Consider the following 22,274-nt stretch of genomic DNA (forward strand, 5'->3'; position numbering starts at 1 on the left):
ATATAAACTAGTTGTCTTCTCGAATTTCTTTCAAAATGTCCTCTGTTCGTTTTATTCCCATTTTACTAAAGTCAGATTTCAAACTATTATAGCATTTTTCAAGTTTTTCTTTATCATGTAGATATAACAAGGTCATAACATTATAACAGACCATTTTTTTGGTTTTTGACATATTATCAACAGGGAACGAATTTCTTTGATACAAGGGATCAATTTCTTCATCAATATAGCGATGCATCTCTAGCGTTCCTGTATACCATTCTTTAAGCCAGTACGAATACTCATATGCAATTTCTTCGTCTAGGATACCACCAAGTTTCTCGATATATGTTCTTATAATTTCTTTTTTCGTTTGTTTAAGTACTTCTTCATATATATCACGAATTTTTTCTGTTGCGCCATGGAATTCATCGCTATTGTAATAGTCCAATGGACTTCTTTTATCGCTTCTGTTCTCACATAAAAACATGTTTTTTAAAACATCTCTGTAATATTCAATAAGTTCGTCATCATCTTTTTCCAACACCTGAAACCAATAATCATATTCCCCTGCCAACTGCGTCAATTCTACACTATTTGATGCTTCATGTAATTTTGCTTTCCAACTTTGAATGTAAGTCTCTATCTCCTCATCAGTTTTGTAATAATTTGCTTTATCACCGGCTTCCTTGAATTTTTGATAATGTTTTTGAAGGGTTTCTTCACTAAGCATCTTAGAGCTTTTAAAATAGTTATAGATATCATCCAATAATGCACCACTAGATTGAAGATGTACATAGTTTGCGAGTCGGACATTTAAATGATTGCTCAAGATATGCCCATCTTTCCGGTATCTGCTGTTAGTATTTTCTTTCTCTGTTGAATCGTTTTTATAGTATAACTTATCTACATCTTCTACAACAACAGCAAAGCAGAGCATCTTTACTTCATTCATAAATTGTTCGTTTTCTATTTTCAGGCAATACTGTTTCACATCATTATAAAAATTTTGAGCCTTTTGCAATGTTCTCAAATTTTTTGCTTTATGATGCATCAAAAAGGCATCAATAAATTCTCCATCTATTCCATACACTCCCCACTTAATCGATGCCGAGTGTTCCGTTACCTCAAAGATACGATCAATAGTTTTTTCTTTGTACTTATTGAACGTAGTTCTTTCATTTTCATGAATTTCATTTGAATTGGCAATAAGAATAACCTTAATATAGTTGGACTGCTTTAGTTCCTCAATCACTCCAAAGAGTTCCTCTAAATCCAATCCAGCCTTTCGACGTTCCAAATCGTCAATGACGATAATTCTGTTCTTTTTAAAATTGCTCGCCGTAACCGCAAACAATTCTCGTTCAGATATTGCTTGTGCAAGCGCACCGTTCAATTTTGTTATCTCCGCACAGAAATTACCAGCTGCTTTTGCTACCCCTTTCGCACCATTTGCAATTTTTCCTCCACGAGAGGTACGCAACGCCAACTGAAAAAAAGCTTCATGGTATATTTTTTGAACATCATCCATTCCAAAAAGTGAGATAAAGCACGTCCTATCCTTCATATCCTCCAGTGCTTTTCTTACCATGTAGGACTTACCAATTCCCCAAGCGCCATCAACTAAGATACATTTATAAGATTGCTTATCAATATTTCGAATGATATTTTCAACATAGTCAGCATTCATTGATTTCACCTCACACGAAAAGAAACTACTTTTATATCATTGTTGCAGCATGCTTCTTTAGCCCATTTCGCCGCCGCATTTGTTGCAGAAAGCAGCCGTGATTTCAAAAGTATACTTCTTTTCCCGGATGGTCTGGTTGATTTTGATTTTCTTCAAGGTGTAGCTCGTTTCTCTGCGGCATTCTGTGCAGAAATCCCTCTGATTTTCCATGGCGGCACGCTCCCTTCCGGTTTTACATTCTTTTTTATTATTGTATCCCTACCTTTGTTTTTCGTCAACAATAAAGCCGCTGACAGTCTGCCGCTCGCAGAATCCATCAGTGGGTTTCATGAGTCTTCAAATCCCCTAGACACAAAAAATCGGCACCCGCTTTTCAGCGAGTGCCGATTTTATTACCCTATAGTGCGCTTTGATTTTTGGCGTAAGTGGCGTAAGTTTGGCGTAAATCCGCTTTTGCGCGCTCCAAAAATCAAGGATTCATGCGGTTTTCAGGCAGTTATTAGTACATGCCGCCCATACCGCCCATGTCACCGCCTGCAGCAGCGGGTGCAGCAGGGGGTTCCGGCAGATCAGCGACCAGGCTTTCGGTGGTCAGCACCATCTCAGCGACGGAGGCTGCGTTCTCCAGAGCGGAACGGGTGACCTTGGTGGGGTCAACGATGCCAGCAGCGATCATATCGTCCACAAAGACCTCGTTCTGAGCATCAAAGCCGTAGTTGGGCTTGTTGGCAGAGATGATCTTGTCGATGATGACACTGCCTTCCAGACCGGCATTCTTAGCGATCTGGCGCAGAGGAGCTTCCAGAGCCTTCAGAACGATCTTGGCACCGGTGCGCTCGTCGCCTTCCAGCGTGTCGCACAGCTCGCGCACAGCGGGGATCGCATTGATAGGAGCAGTGCCGCCGCCGGCAACAACGCCTTCCTGAACAGCAGCCTTGGTTGCGTTCAGAGCATCCTCGATGCGCAGCTTCTTGTCCTTCATCTCAACTTCGGTAGCAGCGCCGACCTTGATGACGGCCACGCCGCCAGCCAGCTTTGCCAGACGCTCCTGCAGCTTTTCACGGTCGAAATCGCTGGTAGCGGCCTCGATCTGGCTGCGGATCTGAGCGATGCGGGCTGCGATGGCATCCTTATCGCCTGCACCGCCAACGATGGTGGTGTTCTCCTTGGAGACCTTCACCTGACGGGCATGGCCCAGCATCTGGACGGTAGCATCCTTCAGCTCATAGCCCAGATCGGAGGAGATCACGGTGCCGCCGGTCAGGGTTGCAATATCCTGCAGCATTTCCTTGCGGCGGTCGCCAAAGCCGGGAGCCTTGACAGCGCAGACGTTCAGGGTGCCGCGCAGGCGGTTGACGATCAGAGTGGACAGAGCCTCGCCCTCAATGTCCTCAGCCACGATCAGCAGTTTCAGACCGTTCTGCATCACCTGCTCCAGCAGAGGGACCAGATCCTGAATCACGCTGATCTTCTTATCGGTGATCAGGATAGCGGCGTTGTCCAGATCAGCCACCATCTTGTCGGTATCGGTGACCATATACGGGGTGAGGTAGCCGCGGTCGAACTGCATGCCTTCCACGATCTCGTTGTAGGTCTCAGCGGTGGTCTTGTTCTCCTCAATGGTGATAACGCCATCGGAGGTAACCTTCTCCATAGCCTCGGCGATCAGACGGCCGATCTCGGGGTCGCCTGCAGAAATGGTGCCGACGCGGGCGATATCGTTGCTGTCCTTCACCTTCTGGCTGTGAGCCTTGATGGTCTCAACAGCCTTGGCAACAGCCTTGCTCATGCCGCGGCGGATATCCATGGGGTTTGCACCGGCGGTGACATTCTTCATGCCCTCGGTGACCATGGCCTGTGCCAGAACGGTTGCGGTGGTGGTGCCGTCGCCTGCTGCGTCGTTGGTCTTGGTAGCGACTTCACGCACCAGCTGTGCGCCCATGTTCTCGAACTCGTCCTTCAGCTCGATCTCCTTGGCAATGGTCACGCCATCGTTGGTGATGACCGGTGCACCGAACTTTTTGCTCAGCACCACATTGCGGCCCTTGGGGCCCAGGGTGATCTTAACGGTGTTTGCCAGGGTATCGATACCGGCACACAGTGCCTTGCGGGCATCCTCGCCCTGCTTGATCTGCTTAGCCATAATCAAATCGCTCCTTTAAAGCTCAATTTTCAAATATCAGAGGGGAAACTGCTCAGTCCTCAACGACTGCCAGGATATCGCCCTGACGGACGATGGTGCACTCTTCGCCGTCCACCTTGACCTCGGTACCGGAGTACTTGCTGGTGAGGACCTTGTCGCCGACCTTCACAGTCATCTTGACTTCCTTGCCGTCCACAACGCCGCCGGGGCCGACAGCGATGACCTCAGCCACCTGGGGCTTTTCCTTAGCACTGCCGGTCAGGATCAGACCGCCCTTGGTGGTCTCCTCAACCTCAACAGCCTTAATGACAACACGGTCTGCAAGAGGAATGATCTTCATAGTTCTTGCCCTCCTATAGTAAAAATATAATTTAAAACTTTGCTGTGTCCAAAGGGCCTCGTGTCGGCTCTTCAGCTCTTTAGCACTCCATTTATCTGAGTGCTAAGTGTATTGTACTCATCTTGACCCAAAAAATCAAGACCTTTTTTGCTTCTTTTTGTTAAGAATTTATGACAGATGAAAAAATCAGCCGTACAGCGAAAAAGAGACAGCTTTCTCTTGGGCAAAAAAGCTGTCTCTTCTTCTGGTTTTTCATGTTCGGTCTGCACTCTGTGCCGTCCTCTGCGCTGCAAAGCGCTCAAAAGCAGGCTTTGGCAGAAGGATGCGCCCTGCCAGCGGCTGTACCTGTACAGTGATCTGCTCCTTGGGTGCGCATTCGCCGTCTGCCGTGGCAACGATTGGCCCGCAGCCATCCGCAGCGCGCAGGCTCACCTGCTTTGCGCGGCGGTAAATGAAATACGGCTCTGCAGCTCTGACGAGCTGACCGTTCTGGAAGTGCTTGCCGCTCTTGTACATTCCCAGCAGCTTTGCAATGGTCACGCGGCTCACCTTGCGGATGATATATACATCCAGCCAGCCATCGTCGGGCTGTGCTTCCGGCGCTGCATAGAAGCCGCCGCCATAGGTGCGGCCATTGCAGATGGCACACATCAGGCAGTCCACATCCAGCGTTTCACCATCGATGGTGTACTCCACCCTGCGGCCGATGTGTCCGCACAGCTGTTCCACAATGGAAAGCACATAGGCCATCTCGCCGCCGCACAGCGGGATGCGCCGGAACTTCGGGATGCCGTAGGCAACCTGCGCATCCAGACCGGCAGCGCAGATGGTGGCCGAAAGGCCAAGGCTGGTCTGCATCAGATCGATGCTCACCGGCCCACCGGCCAGCTGGGCATCCAGATCCAGAAACTCTTCCTTTGTCCCAAAGGTGCGCAGAAAATCGTTGCCGCTGCCAAAGGGCAGACAGCCCACGGCTGCATTTGCATAGCCATAGAGCCCGGTGAGCGCTTCGTTGAAGGTGCCGTCGCCGCCGGCAGTGAAGACCCGCAGTTCTTCCCCGCTCTGCCGGGCCTGCTGCGCAGCGACATTGGCCAGCTCCCGGGCATGACCGGCGTGATTTGTGACCTGAATGGTATATTCTTCCGGCGCAAGCCCTGCACGCGCGGCGGCAACATTGATCTGCTGCGGCAGCGTACGGGTGCAATCGGCCTTACCGGCAGTTGGGTTCAAAAGAAACAATGTGCGCATGGACTTCCTCCTGCAATTCTGTTGCTTCTATGATAACAGAAAACCAAAAGGATGCAAGAGCCAATCTCACAATGTCCCTGCCCCGTACGCGCAAAAAAGGAGCGGACGTCTCCGCTCCCCCCTGCAGACAAAAAAATACCGCCCCGGGTCTTGTAACTCAGGGCGGTCCTTTTGAGCTTCAGATGCTTTACAGTGTTGCGGTTTCGTCCTCCCGCAGGACGATAGCACCATCCGCCGAGCAGTCCGCCGTCCAGTGCTGGCCCACGCAGGCCGTGCCGGATGCGATCTGATCCGCAAGTGCCTGCTCCACTGCCCTGTCCACTGCGCGGCGCAGTTCTCTGGCCCCGTAGGCAGAGCGGGCCTTTGCTGCCAGTGCCTGCCCTACCCGCGGTGTGTGATGCAGCTGGTAGCCGCTGCGGGCGGCACGCTGCTCCAGCTGGCACAGCATTTTTTCGGCAATGGCGCACAGGCTGTCGTCGGCCAGCGGACGGAATACGATCATCTCGTCCAGACGGCCTGCCAGCTCCGGCCGGAACCACTTTTTTGCCTCCTCAATGGCCTGCGCAGACTGCTTTTCAAACACGGCTTCGCTGCCCGCCGCAAAGCCCAGCGGCGTGCTCTGACCCGCCAAAAAACGTGCGCCGAGGTTTGAGGTGAGCAGTACGATGGTGTTGCGGAAATCCGCCTTGCGGCCCATGGCATCGGTCAGCTGGCCATCTTCCAGTATCTGCAAAAGGATGTTCTGAATGTCCGGGTGTGCCTTTTCGATCTCGTCAAACAGCACCACACTGTAAGGGCGGCGGCGCACTGCTTCGGTCAGCTGTCCGCCCTCGTCATGGCCCAGATAGCCCGGCGGCGCACCCAGCAGCCGGGCAGCGGTGTGCTGCTCCTGATACTCCGACATATCAAATTTGAGCAGGGCTTTTTCGCTGCCGAACCAGCTGACCGCCAGCGCCCGGGCAAGAGCCGTTTTGCCCACTCCCGTGGGGCCAAGAAACAGCATGGCACCCATGGGCCGGCCCGGCTCGCCAAGACCGGTGCGGCTGCGCCGGATGGCACCTGCCACCGCAGCCACAGCCCGGCTCTGGCCCACGATCTCGGCGTTGAGACGTTCTTCCAGCTTGTCCAGTCGTTCCCGCTCCTGCTCACCTACCCGCTCCACCGGCACACCGCTGGCCTGCGCCACCACATGGGCGATATCGTCCGGCATCAGCGTGGGCTTTGACTGCTTTGCCTGCTCGGCCCGGATGCGTGCCGCCGCACAGGCTTCGTCCACAAGGTCGATGGCCTTATCCGGCAGAAAGCGCCCCGGCAGATATCGCACCGAAAGCTCCACCGCAGCCTGCAGCGCTTCCGGCGGAAGGCAGACATTGTGGTAGCTCTCATAGCGCGGCGCAAGCCCATTGAGGATATCCAGCGCCTGCGCAGGCGTAGGCTCCTCTACCTGCACCTTGCCGAAACGGCGTTCCAGTGCGGCATCCTTCTGGATGTGGGTGCGGAACTCTTCGGTAGTGGTAGCGCCGATAATTTGTATCTCGCCCCGGGCCAGCACCGGTTTTAAGATGCTGGCTGCATCGATGGCACCCTCCGCTGCACCGGCACCCACGATGGTGTGGAACTCGTCTACGAACAGGATGGAGCTGCCGTCCCGCACCAGCTCTTCCAGCAGGTTCTTGAACCGCTCCTCAAAGTCACCGCGGTATTTGGTGCCCGCCACAAGGCTGGCCATATCCAGTGCCAGCAGACGGCGGCCCTTGAGCGCACGGGGCACACGATCCGTGGCAATGCGCTGGGCCAGCCCTTCGGCAAGGGCGGTCTTGCCCACGCCCGGCTCCCCCACAAGGCAGGGGTTGTTCTTCTGACGGCGGCATAAGATCTCCACCATGCGGTCCAGCTCTGCTTCCCGGCAGAACACCGGGTCCAGTTCCCGTTCCGCAGCACGGCGGGTCAGATCCCGGCAGTACTTATCACTGGCGCGGCTGCCGCGCGGCGCACTGACCGTGGCCCGCGTCTGATACGGCAGTACGAACTGCCCGGACAGCTGGCGGCATTCCCGCACGGCATCTGTGAGCTGCACGCCCATGGATGCCAGCAGGATGCCTGCTGTGCAGCCGTCATCCTCCAGCATGGCGCAGAGCAGATGTTCCGGCTCGGCCCGGTTCAGGTGCGCGTTCTGTGCCCCGATGATGGCGTAATCCATGGTGCGCTTGAGGTCCGGCGCAAGAGCGTAGCGATCCAGATGCAAAGCCGGTGCGCGGCGGCTCTCGGCCAGCTGACGGCGCACCTCCGGTTCCCGGATCTGCTTGCCCTCCAGAAACCGTGCTGCCGCCCCGTGATCCTGCTGCAGGATCGCCAGCAGCAGGTGGCCGGTATCGGCTTTTTCGCAGCCAAGGTTCCCGGCAAGCTCCACCGCACTGCGCAGCAGCTGATCCGACTCGTGCGAAAAGCCCTTGTACCCGCCAAAGCCAAGTTTTTCCCAAATACTCATTTGCCCGCTCCTTGCTGATGAAATTCGTTTTCACAAGAAGTATAGCCCCGAAGCACAGAAAAAAAACATCTCTTTCTGTCGGGATGGGAAAACAAAAAGGAGATACCCGCAGGCATCTCCCCCTTCGCTGTTTGATTTTTCAGTCCATTTCGGCCAGGGCCTTTTTCAGATTCTTGGCGATCTGATCCGGGCAGCTGGTATTGCGGAAACCGCAGAGCGTGCCCTCCATGCGGTCGATCACATCTTCGGCCTTCATGCCCTTGACCAGACGGCAGATGCCCTTCAGGTTGCCGTTGCAGCCGCCAATGACCTCCATGGACGCAATGGTGTGGTCATCGTTCAGCACAAAGTTGGTCTGCTTGGAACAGGTGCCGCTGTTCGGGAAGCTGAATTCCTTGCTCATAGTTCAAAATCCTCTCTTTTTGACAGAAATCCCGACGAAGATCGTCTGCTTCTATTATAGAGCAGCGTGCCGGAATGTCAATGTGACCGGGTCACACATCAATACCGCGGCGCTTGTGGGCCAGCTCCAGAATGCGGGCCACCTGATCGTCTGCCGTGGTACAGGTACCCACCGGGTGCGGCACCTTGTGGTTTGCACCGTGGAAGTCCGTACCGCCGGTATGGATCAGCCCATACTGCTCACACAGAGCAGCACACTCGGCCCTGTCCTCCGGGCTGTTGCGGGGGTGCTCCACCTCAATGCCGTCGATGATGCCCTCTTTGGCAAGCTGACGCACCAGCGGCATGCTCTTGTAAACGGTCGGGTGTGCAAACACCAGCACCGCACCGGCAGCTTTCGCCGTGGCGATCACTTCCTGCACCGAGGGATATTTTACCTGATGCAGCACCACGCCGCGCGGCTCCCAGCCAAAGAGATAACTGTACAGCTTGCCGTACACAGCATCGCACAGCCCCAGCTGGTGCAACGCTTCCATAATGCCGCTTTTGAACAGCACACCGCTGTCCTTTGCGTATTCCAGCGCCTGTTCCGTGCGGAACTGTGGGTACAGCGCTTCGATCTCCTTTGCGCTTTGCAGGCCGCACTCGTTGCGGCGCTGTCGCAGGATGTCGCAGTGCTCCTTCAGTTCCCGGCTTTCCGGGTCCGGGAAGTAGCACAGCAGGTGCACGCGATGCTTATGCTCATGGTCATAGCCGGTCAGCTCGGTGGCCGGGAGCAGGCGCACGCCGTCCTGCACAGGGTGCTCATAGCAGTAGTTTACGCTGAGCAGGGTGTCGTGGTCGGAAATGGCCATGGTGTCCAGCCCCGCCCGCGCCGCCATGAGCGGCAGGCGGTGGATGGGCACAGAGCCATCGGAACAGGTGGAATGGTTGTGAAGATCGCCGGGCATGGAAAATGAACCTCCCAAGAAAGCCAGAGAAAGGCTTCCCCCAAAGAGGAAGCCTTATATCCTATCAGTGCTTATAGAAATTGATCAGGCAGCCGTCGGCCAGGATCTTGCGCTCGTCGGCGGTCAGCGGGGCCATGTACAGGCTGAACTCTTTTGCAGTGTCACCCAGCACATAGGCCTTGATGTCCTGCAGGTCGCCCTTGAGGGCCTCGCGGACGTTGGGGATAAAGACATAGTCGCCCAGACCGAACGGCGTTGCGCCCACCAGCTGCAGCGGCAGCATGCCCCAGTTGATCAGGTTGGAGCGGTAGCGCTTGGTGGCGTACTCGGTAACGATGTTGGCACCGGCCCCCAGCACACGCTGGCAGCTGGCCGCCTGCTCACGGGCAGAGCCATCGCCGGGCTTGACGGCAAAGATGGTGGATGCGATCTGCACATCGTTCCAAGTCAGGTTTTCGCAACCGGGCACCTTGTGCAGCTGGGCCAGCACCTCGGCGCTGCCCTCGCCTGCACGGCGGGCCTTTTCTTCGGCCTGCACGGCCTTGGCACGGCCCACATACTCCGGGTCCTTGCGGCTGAGGGTAAACTCGGCCAGACCCAGAGGATTGGAACGGTAAGACGAAGTCTCACCGGAGGGGATCAGCTCGTCGGTGGTGGTGACAGGGTCGGTGATGTAAGATGCCACCTTCAGCAGCAGGTTATCGCCCAGCGGTGCAATTTCGGGCCAGTCCTTGATGTTGGGGCCAAGCTTGAGCAGAGCATCGTAATCGCCCTTGCCAAAGCCCTGATACACGCGGGTATCGTAGCTGGAAGGATCGTACTGATACTCCGGCACGGTGGGATCATAGTCGATATCGGTAGCCGGGGTCAGAATGCCGCCGTTGGCCGTGGTGGCCGCAATGCTGCGGGCATCCATCAGTGCCACACCGGAAAGCTGGCCGTTGCCGGGCTTGGAGCCTTCGCGGCTGGGGAAGTTGCGGGTGGTATGGCGGATAGACAGCGCGCCGTTGGCTGGCACGTCGCCTGCGCCGAAGCAGGGGCCGCAGAACGCCGTGCGGACGGTGGCACCGCTGGCCATCAGGTCGTGGATGACTCCGGTGCGCACCAGTTCCATCATGATGGGCTGGCTGCCGGGATACACGCTCAGGGCGTAGTCACCGCAGCCGCCGGTGTGGCCCTTGAGGATGGAGGCCGCTTCATAAATGCTGTCGTACAGACCGCCTGCGCAGCCTGCGATCACGCCCTGATCCACACGCAGTTTACCGTTCTCGATCTTGCTGCACAGGTCAAGGCTGACATCCTTACGGCCGATCAGCTTCTGCACATCCTGCTCGCAGGCATGGAGAATATCCTCAAGGTTTGCGTTCAGCTCTTCAATGGTAAATGCATTGGAGGGATGCATGGGCAGTGCGATCATGGGACGGATGGCAGAAAGGTCCACCTCTACCACACCGTCGTAATAAGCAAGGTCGGCCGGAGCCAGCTTCTTATAGTCGGCGGCACGGCCATGCACCGCAAGGAATTTCTGCGTCGTTTCGTCGGTTTCCCAGATGGAGGACAGGCAGGTGGTCTCGGTGGTCATGGCATCGATGGCGTTGCGGGTATCCTGACGCAGAGACGCAACGCCGGGGCCGACAAACTCCATCACCTTGTTCTTGACATAGCCGCTCTTGAACAGCTTGCCCACCAGCGCAATGGCCACATCGTGCGGGCCGCAGCCTGCAGGCAGAGAGCCGGTGAGATAAATTGCAACAACACCCGGACGGGCCACATCGTAGGTGCGGCCCAGCAGCTGCTTTGCCAGCTCGCCGCCGCCCTCACCGATGGCCATGGTGCCCAGAGCACCGTAGCGGGTGTGGGAGTCCGAGCCAAGGATCATCTTGCCGCAGCCCGCAAACTTTTCGCGCATGTACTGGTGGATGACCGCCAGATGCGGGGGCACAAAAATGCCGCCGTATTTTTTGGCGGCGGACAGGCCGAAGCGGTGGTCGTCCTCATTGATGGTGCCGCCCACGGCGCAAAGGCTGTTGTGGCAGTTGGTGAGCACATACGGAATGGGGAATCTCTCCAGACCGGACGCACGGGCCGTCTGGATGATGCCCACAAAGGTGATGTCATGGCTGGCCATGGCATCGAACTTGATCTTCAGGTTTTCGGCATCGCCGCTGGTGTTGTGGGCCTGCAGAATGCTGTAGGCCATGGTGCCGGTCTTTGCGTTCTCGATGGCTGCGGCATCAAAGCCCTTTGCTGCCAGTGCGGCGCTTGCTTCGCCGTCTGCAGGCACCCATTCACCGCGGGCATAGTATGCGCCGCCGGTGCTGCACTTGATCATATCCAACATCTCGATTCGCCTCTCTTTTTGTATTTCCCGCCCGCCCTATCTTGCGGGCACTGCCCCAGCAGAGCGGTACGCTGCCCGCTCTGCCCTCTTCTGCCGCGCTGCCAAAGCACGCGGCTGCGGCCCGGAAAGCCGTATCTGAAGGTTATTATACCATGAAACCACGGAAAGAAAAAGCACTTTTTACAAATGAATCGTGAATGGAGGATGAAGAAACGGGCTCTGTGCTTTTTCTTGACAAAGAAGCCATTCTATTGTATTATTATTAGCGTTGTATGCCGCTGTGGTGAAATTGGCAGACACGAGGGACTTAAAATCCCTTTCTGGAGACAGAGTACGGGTTCGACCCCCGTCGGCGGCATAAAAAGACCCCCCAAGCTTACGCTTGAGGGGCTTTTTATTTTGCTTATTTTACACCTTGCCGCCGTGCAGCTCTGCATACATCTTGGAACGGCACTCGGCCACAGCCGGGGTCATGTTCACATAGTGCTTATGCGGGCACTCCAGACGCAGTTCGCTCTCCCAGGTCTCCTCGGTGAGCTGCTTTGCAATGTAGGCCTTCTTCTCTGCAATCGAAGGCAGCTCAATGGCCAGCTGACCATTCAGCACATGCGGCACCAGCAGCTTTTTGACCTTGGTGGGGGTAATGGTGACGGTGCGCTCGATGGCATCGGAGTCCAGATTGACCATCGTGACGGGCTTGCCCGCCTCGATGACTTCATCATCCATGGCGATCAGGTCGCACTGGGCCTGACCATTTTCATCGTAGAGACGCCACGGCATCTTCTTGCCCGGAATGATGGCCTTGCTGGCGGAATCCGAGCACTTCATCCTGGGAGTGTAGCTGCCGTCCGGCTGCTTGACCGCCACCAGCTTGTACACCCCGCCGAACACGGGGTCGGAAGCAGAGGTGATCAGGTTTTCGCCCACGCCGTAGGAGTCAAAATGAGCGTGCTCATACAGCTCCATGTTGGCGATCTTCTTTTCGTCCAGACCATTGGAAGCCACCAGCTTGATGTAAGGCTTACCGGCCGCATCCAGTGCCTTGCGCAGGCGCTTGGAGCCGCGGGCCAGGTCGCCGGAGTCGATACGGGCGCTCTTGACGCGGCGGTTCGGGTCGTTGGGGTATTTTTCGATGAGGTAATCGTCCAGTTTAATGAGGTTGGGCAGACCGCTCTCCATGATATTATAGGTGTCCAGCAGCAGACTGACCGAATCCGGGTAGGTATCGGCAAAGGCCTTGAAGGCATCAAACTCCGTGGGGAAGAACTCGATGAAGCTGTGCGCTACGGTGCCCACAGCCTTGACCTCCGCGCCGAACTTCATCTCGGCCAAACAGTTGGCAGTGCCCACGCAGCCGCCCAGAACAGCAGCATATGCACCATCGTTGCCAGCGCTTTCGCCCTGCGCACGGCGGGTGCCGAATTCCATCACGCTGCGGGGCGTGTGGGTGTTCAGGCCGGTGACGCGGGTAGCCTTGGTGGCGATCAGACTGTGGAAGTTCATGGTCTGCAGCAGGTAGGTCTCGATCAGAATTGCGCCCACGAGGTCACACTCGATGCGCACCATCTGCACATGCGGGTATGCCACCGTGCCCTCGGGCAGAGCGTACATGTCGCCCTTCCACTGATAGGTGCGCAGATACTCGCAGAATTCCTCACTCATGCCCTTGGTGCGCAGCCACCAGATATCCTGTGCATTGAAGTGGTAGTTCAGCAGAAAACGGGTCAGCTTGCGCTGGCCGGCACTGATGGAGTAACCCTGATTATCCGGGTTCTTGCGGAAGAACATATCGAACACCAGTGTAGTATCCTTGAATCCGTGCAGGAACAGGCAGTTTGCCATTGTAAATTCATAAAAATCCACGACCATTGCGGGGTTGTCGTAGTCCTCATCTGGAATATAAGGCACAACCTTGATTTCGTCCATGAATAGTATCCTCTCTTCTTTACACCCGGCAAAGGCTCCTTGCTGTCCCCTGCCGTTCTGACCTGTGGGAAGGTTTGCGCGCCTGCCTGTCTTGACAGTGCGTTTCTATCATGATATCACCAAACGCAGAGCGGTGCAAGCATTTTTGAAAAATCCTGGTCGATTTCCGGTAAGAAAAAGCCGCCCATACACAAACAGCATGGGCGGCTTTCAGAACAAACGTGTTAACCGTTGATGATATTGGGGGTAGCATTCTTCAGCACAACGTCGTGGCTGCCGCCCTCAACGATGGAGGTAGAGGAAACCACGGTCAGCTTTGCTTTCTGCTGCAGCTCCGGGATGGACAGAGCGCCGCAGTTGCACATGGTGCTCTTGACCTTGTACAGAGTGGTCTGCACACCGTCAGCCAGAGGGCCGGCATAGGGCACGTAGCTGTCCACGCCTTCCTCAAAGCTCAGCTTGCTGGAACCGCCCAGATCGTAGCGCTGCCAGTTGCGGGCACGGTTGGAGCCTTCGCCCCAGTACTCCTTCATATACTGGCCGTTGATGCGCACCTTATTCGTGGGGCTTTCGTCAAAGCGGGCAAAGTAGCGGCCCAGCATCACGAAGTCTGCGCCCATAGCCAGTGCGAGAGTGATGTGGTAATCGTGGACGATGCCGCCGTCGGAGCAGATGGGCACGTAGATGCCGGTCTCCTTATAGTACTCATCGCGGGCCTTTGCCACCTCGATGACAGCGGTAGCCTGACCACGGCCAATGCCCTTGGTCTCGCGGGTGATGCAGATAGAACCGCCGCCAATGCCGATCTTCACGAAGTCTGCACCAGCCTCGGCCAGGAAGCGGAAACCCTCGGCATCCACAACGTTGCCTGCGCCTACCTTGACGGTATCGCCGTAGTGCTCACGGATCCAGCCGATGGTGCGGCTCTGCCACTCGGAGTAACCCTCGGAAGAGTCGATGCACAGCACATCCACACCGGCATCCACCAGTGCGGGCACGCGCTCAGCGTAATCGCGGGTGTTGATGCCTGCGCCCACCACATAGCTCTTGTTCTTATCCAGCAGTTCGTTGGCGTTCTTCTTGTGGGAGTCGTAGTCCTTGCGGAACACCATATACTTCAGGTTGCCCTCGGCATCCACCAGAGGCAGGGTGTTGATCTTGTTATCCCAGATGATGTTGTTGCAGTCGTGCAGGGAGGTGTTCTCCGGTGCAGTGACCAGCTTTTCAATGGGAGTCATGAAGGTGGTGACAGGGGCATCATCCGGGGTGTGGTTGATGCGGTAGTCACGAGATGCAACAATGCCCAGCAGCTTGCCGCTCGGAGTGCCATCGGCAGTGATGGCAATGGTGGAGTGGCCGGTGCGCGCCTTCAGCTCCAGCACATCGTGCAGGGTGGCAGTGGGGGCCAGGTTGGAATCGGACACGACATAACCGGCCTTGAAGCTCTTGACGCGGCGCACCATGGCGGCCTCGTTCTCAATGCTCTGAGAGCCGTAGATGAAGGACACGCCGCCCTGACGGGCCAGTGCAATGGCCAGCTTATCGCCAGAGACCGCCTGCATGATGGCGCTGATCATGGGAATATTCATCTGCAGGGGGCACTCCTCCTCGCCCTTGCGGTACTTGACCAGCGGGGTCTTGAGGCTGACAGCCGTGGGGATATTCTCTGCAGAGGAATAGCCGGGGATCAGCAGATATTCACCGAAAGTGCGGGAAGGTTCTTTATAGAAATAAGCCATGTTCAAACTCCTTTTCTCTTAACGCATCAACATCAATCGGATTCATGTTTGCAACCTATAAATTGATTGTATATACTGTACCACAAAGCCAGCCGGAATACAAACCCCCGCCGCGCCAAACTTTGTAAATGTCCTTTGCAGAAAAACAGGCAAATTGCCCACCAAAATGGCGTAAGGTCATACTTTCCCGCATGAGAAGCCGGTTTTTGCGTAATTTATGGATGCAAAAAAGCTCGTCCAGAACGGACGAGCTTTTTTGCACACGAAGCGGGATACCGCCTGTGCGGCACATGGATCACGACTGTGAAGGAGAACAGCCGGAGGAGGAGAACCTGTGCCCGATATCCCAAAAAACAAGAAGAAAAAGATTTCACACTCAGCAGGGCTTGTGCCCTTGCTGTAACCATATTGTAACTCTTTTGAAACCATTTTGCAATAGGGTTTTGTAATTTTTCTGTAATTTCTTTTGTTAACTTTTTGTAGACACATATAAAACCCCTGCCAGAAAATTTCCGGCAAGGGCTTTGCAGATCATTATTTATTTTCTTAATAGCACTTTTTGCAAGCAGTGAAGCCTTCCGCTTTTGCTTTCGATAATGTAACCTTTTCCGGGTCTTTCATATTGCTGCAGGTAGACTTGCTGTGATATTTTTTGCCGCCGTGCGTTGGGACCCAGACCATCTGCTCCGTCTTTTTGCCGGCAGAAATGGTCTGAACGGCTGCAGTGGACGGCTTGCAGGCCGCAGTCTGTACACTGGCGGCAGATGCCGCCGGGCACAGCAGACTGAAGCACAGTACCAGAACGGCCGCAAGGACTCGGAGATGTTTTTTCATTTGTTTTATCCTCCTTTGGACAATCAGAAGATCCTTCTAATAAAAGAGTACTCCCTGTTCCTCAGAGGATGCAATTCTCAAAATGCGCCGGTTTTTTCTGCACGGGTGACGCTTTTTTTGCATTGCTCGCTTATTTTCAGCTAAAAGCGGCGCAGCGGTTCTCTTGAGAAATCAACGATTTACACGTTTGTCTTTCCCATCTCCAGATAGCACTCAAAGCTGGTCTGGCCGTTGTGCTTTCCGACCACATACCAGCCATCCGCCGAAGGAGCATAAAACACCTCTGCCGTTTCTCCCATCGGGATCTCGCGGTGGTAGTTGATAGAAGCAAAGGTCACGGGGCCTTTGCGCATCACTTCCAGCGGCAGCGCATCGCAGACAAGGTCCAGATAGAATGCGTTGTTCAAATGGCCGTTCAGATCGCACTGGGAATAATGCGCCGTCCACTCCCCTGCGCTGGTCAGACCATCCTTGCACTTGTGCAGCTGCAAAGGCAGCTCGCCCTCCACCGTATCGTTCCAGAAATTCTCCACCGTCCAGCCCGGCTCCCGCAGGATACGGCCCTCGGCAAGGCTTGCCACGATCCAGCGGCAGTCCACCATAGCCACCTCTTTGCCCTCGGCATCGGTCAGGGTGGTGATGCGTTTGACGGAACCATGTTTGCTGACCTGCGCCCGGGAGGTAAGGGTCAGCGTTTCGGCACGCTGGGGCACACGGTCAAATTTCAGGGCCTGCTTGCCCACCAGAAAGGTCACACCGCGATCTTTGAAGAACTGGTCATCCATACCAAAGGCGCGGGCGTGGTCTGTCGAAATCTGCTCCACATAGCGCAGCAGGGCGCTGGGCTTGAGCAGGCTGCGGAAGTCGGCATCTGCGTTCATGACTGTCATGGTCTCGGTGTAAAAGAACTGTTCCATGGTTTTTCCTTTCTATAAAAAGAGACCACTGCACGTTGTTCTGTGCAGCAGCCTCCTTTGCGTTTAATACTGATTGCGGTTGCGCCTGCGGACCTTGCGCCAGATGTTGAAGCAGGCCAGCGCCACCATGGCTGCCAGCAGCGCAAGGAACAGTAGACTGCTGCCACCCTCGTCGTAGCTCTTCATTTCGCTCCACTTCACGTCCAGCTCGCTGTTCACATCGTCGCTCAGGGAAGTGAACACCTTTTCCTTGGCGGCTTTCTCTTCGGACGGATAAGCGATCTCGCTCTCCTTCAGATCCTCGTCCAGCACCTCCCACACATCCTGCATGGGGGTGGTGTAGCCGATGTACTCGGCGTTTGCCTTGCCGATGTCCGTCTCACACATGAAGTTGATGAACATTTCCGCAGCTTCCTGATGCTCACTGGCAGCAGGAATGGCCATGCAGTCCACAGACAGCACGCTGCCCTCCTCCGGGAACACCCATGCAAGGTCGGGGTTGTCGTCGATCATGGTGATGGCATCGCCGGAGTAGTACACACCGACGGCTGCCTCGCCGCCGATCATCTTATCAAAGATCTCATCCATGACGTAGGCCTGCACCAGCGGTTTCTGAGCCTTCAGCTCTTCCACCACCTCATCCACCTCTTCGGTGGACTGCGGGTTGATATCGTGGCCGCTCTTAAAAGCAGCAATGGCGTAGGCATCGCGGCTGTTGTTGAACATCAGGATATTGCCTGCGTACTGCTCGTCCCACAGGTCGGCCCAGCTGGTGGGCGCTTTGTCCACCATGGTGGTGTTATAAATGATACCGGTGGTGCAGAGCATGTAGGGCACGGTGTAGGCATTCTGCGGATCGTAATCCGGATTCACGTACTCCTGATTGATCTTTTTGAAGTTCGGGATATTGTCGTAGTTCAGAGGCTTGAGCATCCCCTCGGCGATCATTTTTGCCACCATGTAATCTGACGGAATGACCACATCGTAGTTGGCTGCGCCGGACTTGAGCTTTGCGTACATGGACTCGTTGGAGTCGAAGGTGGTGTAGTTCACCTTGATGCCGGTGAGCTTTTCAAAGGCCGCCACCACGTCCACGCTGTCGTCCGAGCCGTTGGAGATGTACTCGCCCCAGTTATAGACATTGATGGCCACGTTCTGGCCCTTGAAGCGGGTCCAGTCGTAATCGTCCGACACCGAGACATCCTCGGTCACCTCAATGGTGCCGGCGGCAAAGGCGGGCATTGCACAGCAGACCGTCATTGCCAGCGCCAGCAGCAGCACAGCAAAACGTTTCATCACACGCCCTCCCCTCTCAGCGCCTTCTGGTCGCGGCGGTAGCTGCGGCTCTCCATTGCATTGGAAATCAGAATGATGCACAGAATGACCACGAACATGATGGTGGACAGCGCATAGATCTCCGGGCTGACCTTTTTACGGGTCATGGAGTAGATGGCGATGGGCAGCGTTTCCACCGTGCCGCAGTTGAAATAGGAGATCATGAAGTCGTCGATGGAATAGGTCAGGCAGATGAGGAACGCCGACAGGATGGCCGGGCTGATCTCCGGCAGGATGACCTTGAAGAAGGCCTGCTTGGGGTCGCAGCCAAGGTCGAGCGCTGCCTCATACAGCTTGATATCCAATTGCTTGAGCTTGGGCGTGACGTTGAAGATGACATACGGCACATTGAACGCGATATGCGCAATGAGCAGCGTCGGGAAGCCCATGATGGTATCCGGCAGCCAGGAGACACCCCCGGCAAAGCGCTGGTAGGCCACGAACAGCAGCATGAGTGAGATGCCGGTGATGATCTCCGGGTTGACCACCGGGATATAGGTGATGTTGGTGACGACAAGGCGGCTCCCGCGGCCCATGGACGCAATGCCCAGACTTGCCGCTGTACCCAGCACAGTGGCAATGACCGCAGAGATCAGAGCCACTTCCAGCGAGACCAGCAGCGCATGCAGGATGGAGGAGTTGTGCAGCAGGCTGGAGTACCACTTGAGGGTAAAGCCGGTGAAGAGCGAATAGCCCTTGGACTGGTTGAAGCTGAATACGATCATGTATGCAATGGGCAGGTACATGAAGCAGAAAAACAGCACGATATAGACGCGCTGCATCAGGCGCAGATGTTTCGTTTTCATCAGGACACGCCCTCCATTTCATCTTCATCAAAGCTGGAGGTGAAGCTCATGCACAGCAGCACAATGATCATCAGCACAAGGCTCATGGCAGAACCCACGTTCAGATTGTAGCTGTTGCCCAGAAACTGCATCTCGATCAGATCGCCAATGAGCAGGTTGGAGCCGCCGCCCAGCATACGGCTGATAACAAAGGTGGACACCGCCGGGACGAACACCATGGTGATGCCGGTGCTGATGCCGGGCACGCTCATGGGAATGAGCACCCGGAGAAGGGTTTTGGTGGTGGAAGCGCCCAGATCCTGCGCAGCTTCCACCAGGCTCTGGTCGATCTTGGTCATGCTGGTGTACAGCGGCAGGATCATATAGGGCACATAGTTATACACCATGCCCAGCACCACCGCACCGGAGGTGTTGAGCATATTGAAGGGGCCAAGGCCGAACACGCCCAGAACGGCGTTCACCGGGCCGTTGATGCTGAGCAGGCCCATCCATGCGTAGGTGCGCAGCAGGAAGTTCATCCACATGGGCAGCATGACCAGCATGAGCATGATGTGCTGCTTGTTCACCCGCAGGCGGGAAAGGAAATAGCCCACCGGGAACGCAATGACCAGACAAATGACCGTGGCAATGAGGGCCAGCAGCAGGCTGCGGGCAAACACCGAGCCGTAGCCGCTGATGGAGGTGAGGTTATCCAGCGTGAAAGCTCCGTTTGCATCCGTAAATGCATAGTACACCACGATGATCAAAGGCACCACTGTGAACAGCGTCATCCATACAAAGTACGGATAGGCCAGCTTTTTATCGTAAATCTTCATCATTGCGGCTCACCCCTCTGAACGCGCCATAATGTGGATCTCGTTGGGGCCGATGCGCATACCAATGGTCTCACCGGGGGTGCAGGCGCGGGTGGAATGGATCAGCCATTCGCGGCCCTCGCACTCCACATGCATCTCAAAGTGGACACCCTTGAAGATGACATCGTTCACAACGCCGACAAGCTGGCCTTCCACAGGAGAGACCACCTCGATATCCTCGGGGCGCACCACTACCTGCACGCTCTGCTCGCGGGCAAAGCCGCGGTCCACACAGGGAAAGTCCACACCGGAGAAGGACACCAGAAAATCCCGGTGCATCACGCCGTCCACGATGTTGGAATCGCCAATGAAGTCTGCAACAAAGGCATTCTTCGGCTCATTGTAAATATCCTCCGGCGTTCCGATCTGCTGCACCTTGCCGCCGTTCATGACCACGACGGTATCGGACATGGTCAGGGCTTCCTCCTGATCGTGGGTAACATAAATAAAGGTAATGTTCATTTCGCGCTGCAGGCGCTTCAGCTCCAGCTGCATCTCCTTGCGCAGCTTGAGGTCCAGTGCGCCAAGGGGTTCGTCCAGCAGAAGGATCTCCGGCTCGTTCACCAGACTGCGTGCGATGGCCACGCGCTGCTGCTGGCCGCCGGACATCTGGCTGATGCTGCGGCGCTCGAAGCCTTTCAGGCCAACAACTTCCAGCATGTTGCGCACCTTGCGGCGGATGGTCTCTTCGTCCATCTTTTTGAGCCGCAGACCGAAGGCCACGTTCTCGAACACGTTCAGGTGCGGGAACAGTGCGTATTTCTGAAAAACGGTGTTCACCGGGCGCTTATAGGGCGGCACGCCGGTAATGTCCTCACCTTTCAGCAGCACTTTGCCGGAATTGGGTTCCAGAAAACCTGCGATCAGACGCAGGGTGGTGGTTTTGCCGCAGCCGGAAGGGCCCAGCAGCGTTACGAACTCTTTGTCATGGATGTCGAGGTTCAGCCCATCCAGAATGCGCTGACCGTCAAATTCCACTACGATATCCCGCAGTGAAACGATCACCGAGTTGTCCATTTTTTACTTTATCCTCCTTGTAACTCAGATACGAAAAAAGACAGGGCCATGCCCCATCCCTCGTACCAGGGCGACCCAGCCCCGCACAACATCCATGACGACCGGAGAACCTGCAAAAGCAGGCTCTTATATTGCGCAGTTATTCTGCCCTGTCTCGTCTATCTTAATCAATCTTTGCTGAAATGTCAATCACTCTGCCAATGTTTGCCGAAGCTTTACACGCCGCAATAAAAAAACATGCGCCGCAGCGGGCTTTCCGCATACGGCGCACAAAGGTTTTTATTCAGCTTTTAAGGCAGCGGCCGTTATCAGAAGGGCCTGCACAGTGTCAAGGTCAACCGCATAGACGGAACTGTCCCCCTCCACCATCATCCAGCAGCCGTCTGCTTTTTCGGCGTAGTGGAGGGTCACAGTCCCATCGGCAGAGGCAGCCCGCACCGTTGCAAGCGGTGCATCAAAGCCATAGGCCGAAGGGTCGGCATCCGCGATTTGTGCGGTCACATAGCCTGCCAGAGCAGAGAGGATGCTCTGCACCTTGCTGTCGTCCAGATCGGCAGAGGGTTCATCGGCCAGCCGCCACACGGTCTGATAGGTGGTGGAATCGGCCGCACTTTCCGAGGAATCGCTCTCCGCTTCCGCAGGCTCAGAGACTGCATTCAGTGCAAGGGTGCCGCTGCCCGTCGTAATGGAAACACTTTCCAGCGCGGAGGCCGTCAGTCCCGCCGGGTTGAACGCGCCAAAAAGGTCCGCTTTGGTCAGCTCAAAGCAGGCCGCCTTGTTGCCAGAAACGGTGTACACGGCATCGTCCCCTGCCTTCTGCACATACAGATCTCCTGTGACCGGGTTCTCGGTGCCAAAGGCAAAGGTGTTCGTCTCGCCTGCCGCCGTCACCGTGACCGTAACAGCCGGATCGGCAAGGCCGTAGTCCTCGCCGGGCTGAGCCGTGAGCTGACGTTTGGCGTTCAGGGATGCCAGCGCCGTGACCATGGTATTGCAGGCAGATACATCCAGATGATAGTCCGGGTCATCCGCCAGCGTCCAGTTGCCGGAATCGTAATTTAGGGTAAGCGTTTCGCCGCCATAGGCATACCGGATGCTGGTCACATCGCCCGCCGCAAAAGAAGAAAGCAGGATGCTGCCCTCTGCGGCGGCGCTGGAAGCAGCCTCTTCTGCGGCATTGCTGCGGCTGACAAACCACAGCAGCCCGCCCAGCACAAGTACCAGCACCAGAAGCACCGCAAGGGTGCGCTGTTTTGTTTTCATGG

Annotated in this window: 19 protein-coding genes and 1 tRNA gene; 1 reads left to right on the forward strand and 19 read right to left on the reverse strand. The window is 55.6% G+C overall.

Features of this window, described 5'->3' with window-relative positions; translation table 11 throughout:
• Positions 1–7 precede the first annotated feature (7 nt).
• The 10 genes from J3348_RS02045 to J3348_RS02090 all read right to left on the reverse strand — a co-directional run bounded on the left by J3348_RS02045 (position 8) and on the right by J3348_RS02090 (position 11,581).
• On the reverse strand, positions 8–1,669 hold the full coding sequence (locus tag J3348_RS02045; RefSeq protein ID WP_207698199.1) for a P-loop NTPase fold protein: 1,662 nt from the start codon (positions 1,667–1,669) through the stop codon (positions 8–10).
• A 57-nt stretch (positions 1,670–1,726) separates the two neighbouring features.
• The gene (locus J3348_RS02050) at positions 1,727–1,879 is read right to left on the reverse strand and encodes a hypothetical protein (protein WP_207698200.1); all 153 of its coding nucleotides are present in this window, start codon (positions 1,877–1,879) and stop codon (positions 1,727–1,729) included.
• A 289-nt stretch (positions 1,880–2,168) separates the two neighbouring features.
• The gene (gene groL, locus J3348_RS02055; RefSeq protein WP_097777868.1) at positions 2,169–3,812 is read right to left on the reverse strand and encodes a chaperonin GroEL; all 1,644 of its coding nucleotides are present in this window, start codon (positions 3,810–3,812) and stop codon (positions 2,169–2,171) included.
• Between the two features lie 52 nt (positions 3,813–3,864).
• Positions 3,865–4,152, reverse strand: a complete 288-nt coding sequence (locus J3348_RS02060; RefSeq protein ID WP_005937287.1) for a co-chaperone GroES — start codon at positions 4,150–4,152, stop codon at positions 3,865–3,867.
• 71 nt (positions 4,153–4,223) lie between these two features.
• Positions 4,224–4,421 (reverse strand): hypothetical protein, encoded by a 198-nt coding sequence (locus J3348_RS02065; protein ID WP_207698358.1) that lies wholly within the window; start codon positions 4,419–4,421, stop codon positions 4,224–4,226.
• Complete coding sequence (locus J3348_RS02070) at positions 4,405–5,400, reverse strand: YegS/Rv2252/BmrU family lipid kinase (RefSeq protein ID WP_207698201.1); 996 nt, start codon at positions 5,398–5,400, stop codon at positions 4,405–4,407. The genes J3348_RS02065 and J3348_RS02070 overlap by 17 nt, the downstream gene beginning before the upstream one ends.
• Before the next feature lie 187 nt (positions 5,401–5,587).
• The gene (locus J3348_RS02075) at positions 5,588–7,888 is read right to left on the reverse strand and encodes an ATP-dependent Clp protease ATP-binding subunit (protein ID WP_207698202.1); all 2,301 of its coding nucleotides are present in this window, start codon (positions 7,886–7,888) and stop codon (positions 5,588–5,590) included.
• Between the two features lie 139 nt (positions 7,889–8,027).
• Positions 8,028–8,291, reverse strand: a complete 264-nt coding sequence (locus J3348_RS02080; protein WP_005937268.1) for a TIGR03905 family TSCPD domain-containing protein — start codon at positions 8,289–8,291, stop codon at positions 8,028–8,030.
• Positions 8,292–8,382: 91 nt separating this feature from the next.
• Complete coding sequence (locus tag J3348_RS02085) at positions 8,383–9,240, reverse strand: PHP domain-containing protein (protein ID WP_097774920.1); 858 nt, start codon at positions 9,238–9,240, stop codon at positions 8,383–8,385.
• Positions 9,241–9,304: 64 nt separating this feature from the next.
• Positions 9,305–11,581 carry a hydratase gene (locus J3348_RS02090; protein ID WP_097774919.1) on the reverse strand — a complete coding sequence of 759 codons (2,277 nt, stop codon included), beginning with the start codon at positions 11,579–11,581 and terminating at the stop codon, positions 9,305–9,307.
• A 274-nt stretch (positions 11,582–11,855) separates the two neighbouring features.
• Here J3348_RS02090 and J3348_RS02095 point away from each other — a divergent pair.
• A tRNA-Leu gene (locus J3348_RS02095) sits at positions 11,856–11,939 on the forward strand.
• 50 nt (positions 11,940–11,989) lie between these two features.
• On the opposite strand, the gene J3348_RS02100 is transcribed toward J3348_RS02095, so the two are convergent.
• The 9 genes from J3348_RS02100 to J3348_RS02140 form a co-directional block, all read right to left on the reverse strand.
• Positions 11,990–13,507: a nicotinate phosphoribosyltransferase gene (locus J3348_RS02100; RefSeq protein ID WP_207698203.1), complete on the reverse strand. Its 1,518-nt coding sequence runs from the start codon at positions 13,505–13,507 to the stop codon at positions 11,990–11,992.
• Positions 13,508–13,731: 224 nt separating this feature from the next.
• On the reverse strand, positions 13,732–15,246 hold the full coding sequence (locus tag J3348_RS02105) for an IMP dehydrogenase (protein ID WP_005937254.1): 1,515 nt from the start codon (positions 15,244–15,246) through the stop codon (positions 13,732–13,734).
• 546 nt (positions 15,247–15,792) lie between these two features.
• Entirely contained in the window at positions 15,793–16,080 is a 288-nt protein-coding gene (locus tag J3348_RS02110) for a hypothetical protein (RefSeq protein WP_005937246.1), read from the reverse strand.
• A gap of 179 nt (positions 16,081–16,259) precedes the next feature.
• Entirely contained in the window at positions 16,260–16,997 is a 738-nt protein-coding gene (locus J3348_RS02115) for an acyl-ACP thioesterase domain-containing protein (RefSeq protein WP_207698204.1), read from the reverse strand.
• 63 nt (positions 16,998–17,060) lie between these two features.
• Positions 17,061–18,293, reverse strand: coding sequence for a spermidine/putrescine ABC transporter substrate-binding protein (locus J3348_RS02120; protein ID WP_207698205.1), 1,233 nt, complete (start codon positions 18,291–18,293; stop codon positions 17,061–17,063).
• Positions 18,293–19,138 (reverse strand): ABC transporter permease, encoded by an 846-nt coding sequence (locus J3348_RS02125; protein ID WP_005937234.1) that lies wholly within the window; start codon positions 19,136–19,138, stop codon positions 18,293–18,295. Before J3348_RS02125 ends, J3348_RS02120 begins: the two co-directional genes overlap by 1 nt.
• On the reverse strand, positions 19,138–19,953 hold the full coding sequence (locus tag J3348_RS02130) for an ABC transporter permease (protein ID WP_044953212.1): 816 nt from the start codon (positions 19,951–19,953) through the stop codon (positions 19,138–19,140). Before J3348_RS02130 ends, J3348_RS02125 begins: the two co-directional genes overlap by 1 nt.
• 9 nt (positions 19,954–19,962) lie before the next feature.
• A complete protein-coding gene (gene potA / locus J3348_RS02135) occupies positions 19,963–21,009 on the reverse strand; it encodes a spermidine/putrescine ABC transporter ATP-binding protein (RefSeq protein WP_097774916.1) in 1,047 nt (348 codons plus the stop codon).
• Between the two features lie 279 nt (positions 21,010–21,288).
• On the reverse strand, positions 21,289–22,272 hold the full coding sequence (locus J3348_RS02140) for a DUF4340 domain-containing protein (protein WP_207698206.1): 984 nt from the start codon (positions 22,270–22,272) through the stop codon (positions 21,289–21,291).
• Positions 22,273–22,274: the final 2 nt, after the last annotated feature.

It is taken from the genome of Faecalibacterium sp. Marseille-Q4896, assembly GCF_017377615.1.
Classification (GTDB): domain Bacteria; phylum Bacillota; class Clostridia; order Oscillospirales; family Ruminococcaceae; genus Faecalibacterium; species Faecalibacterium taiwanense.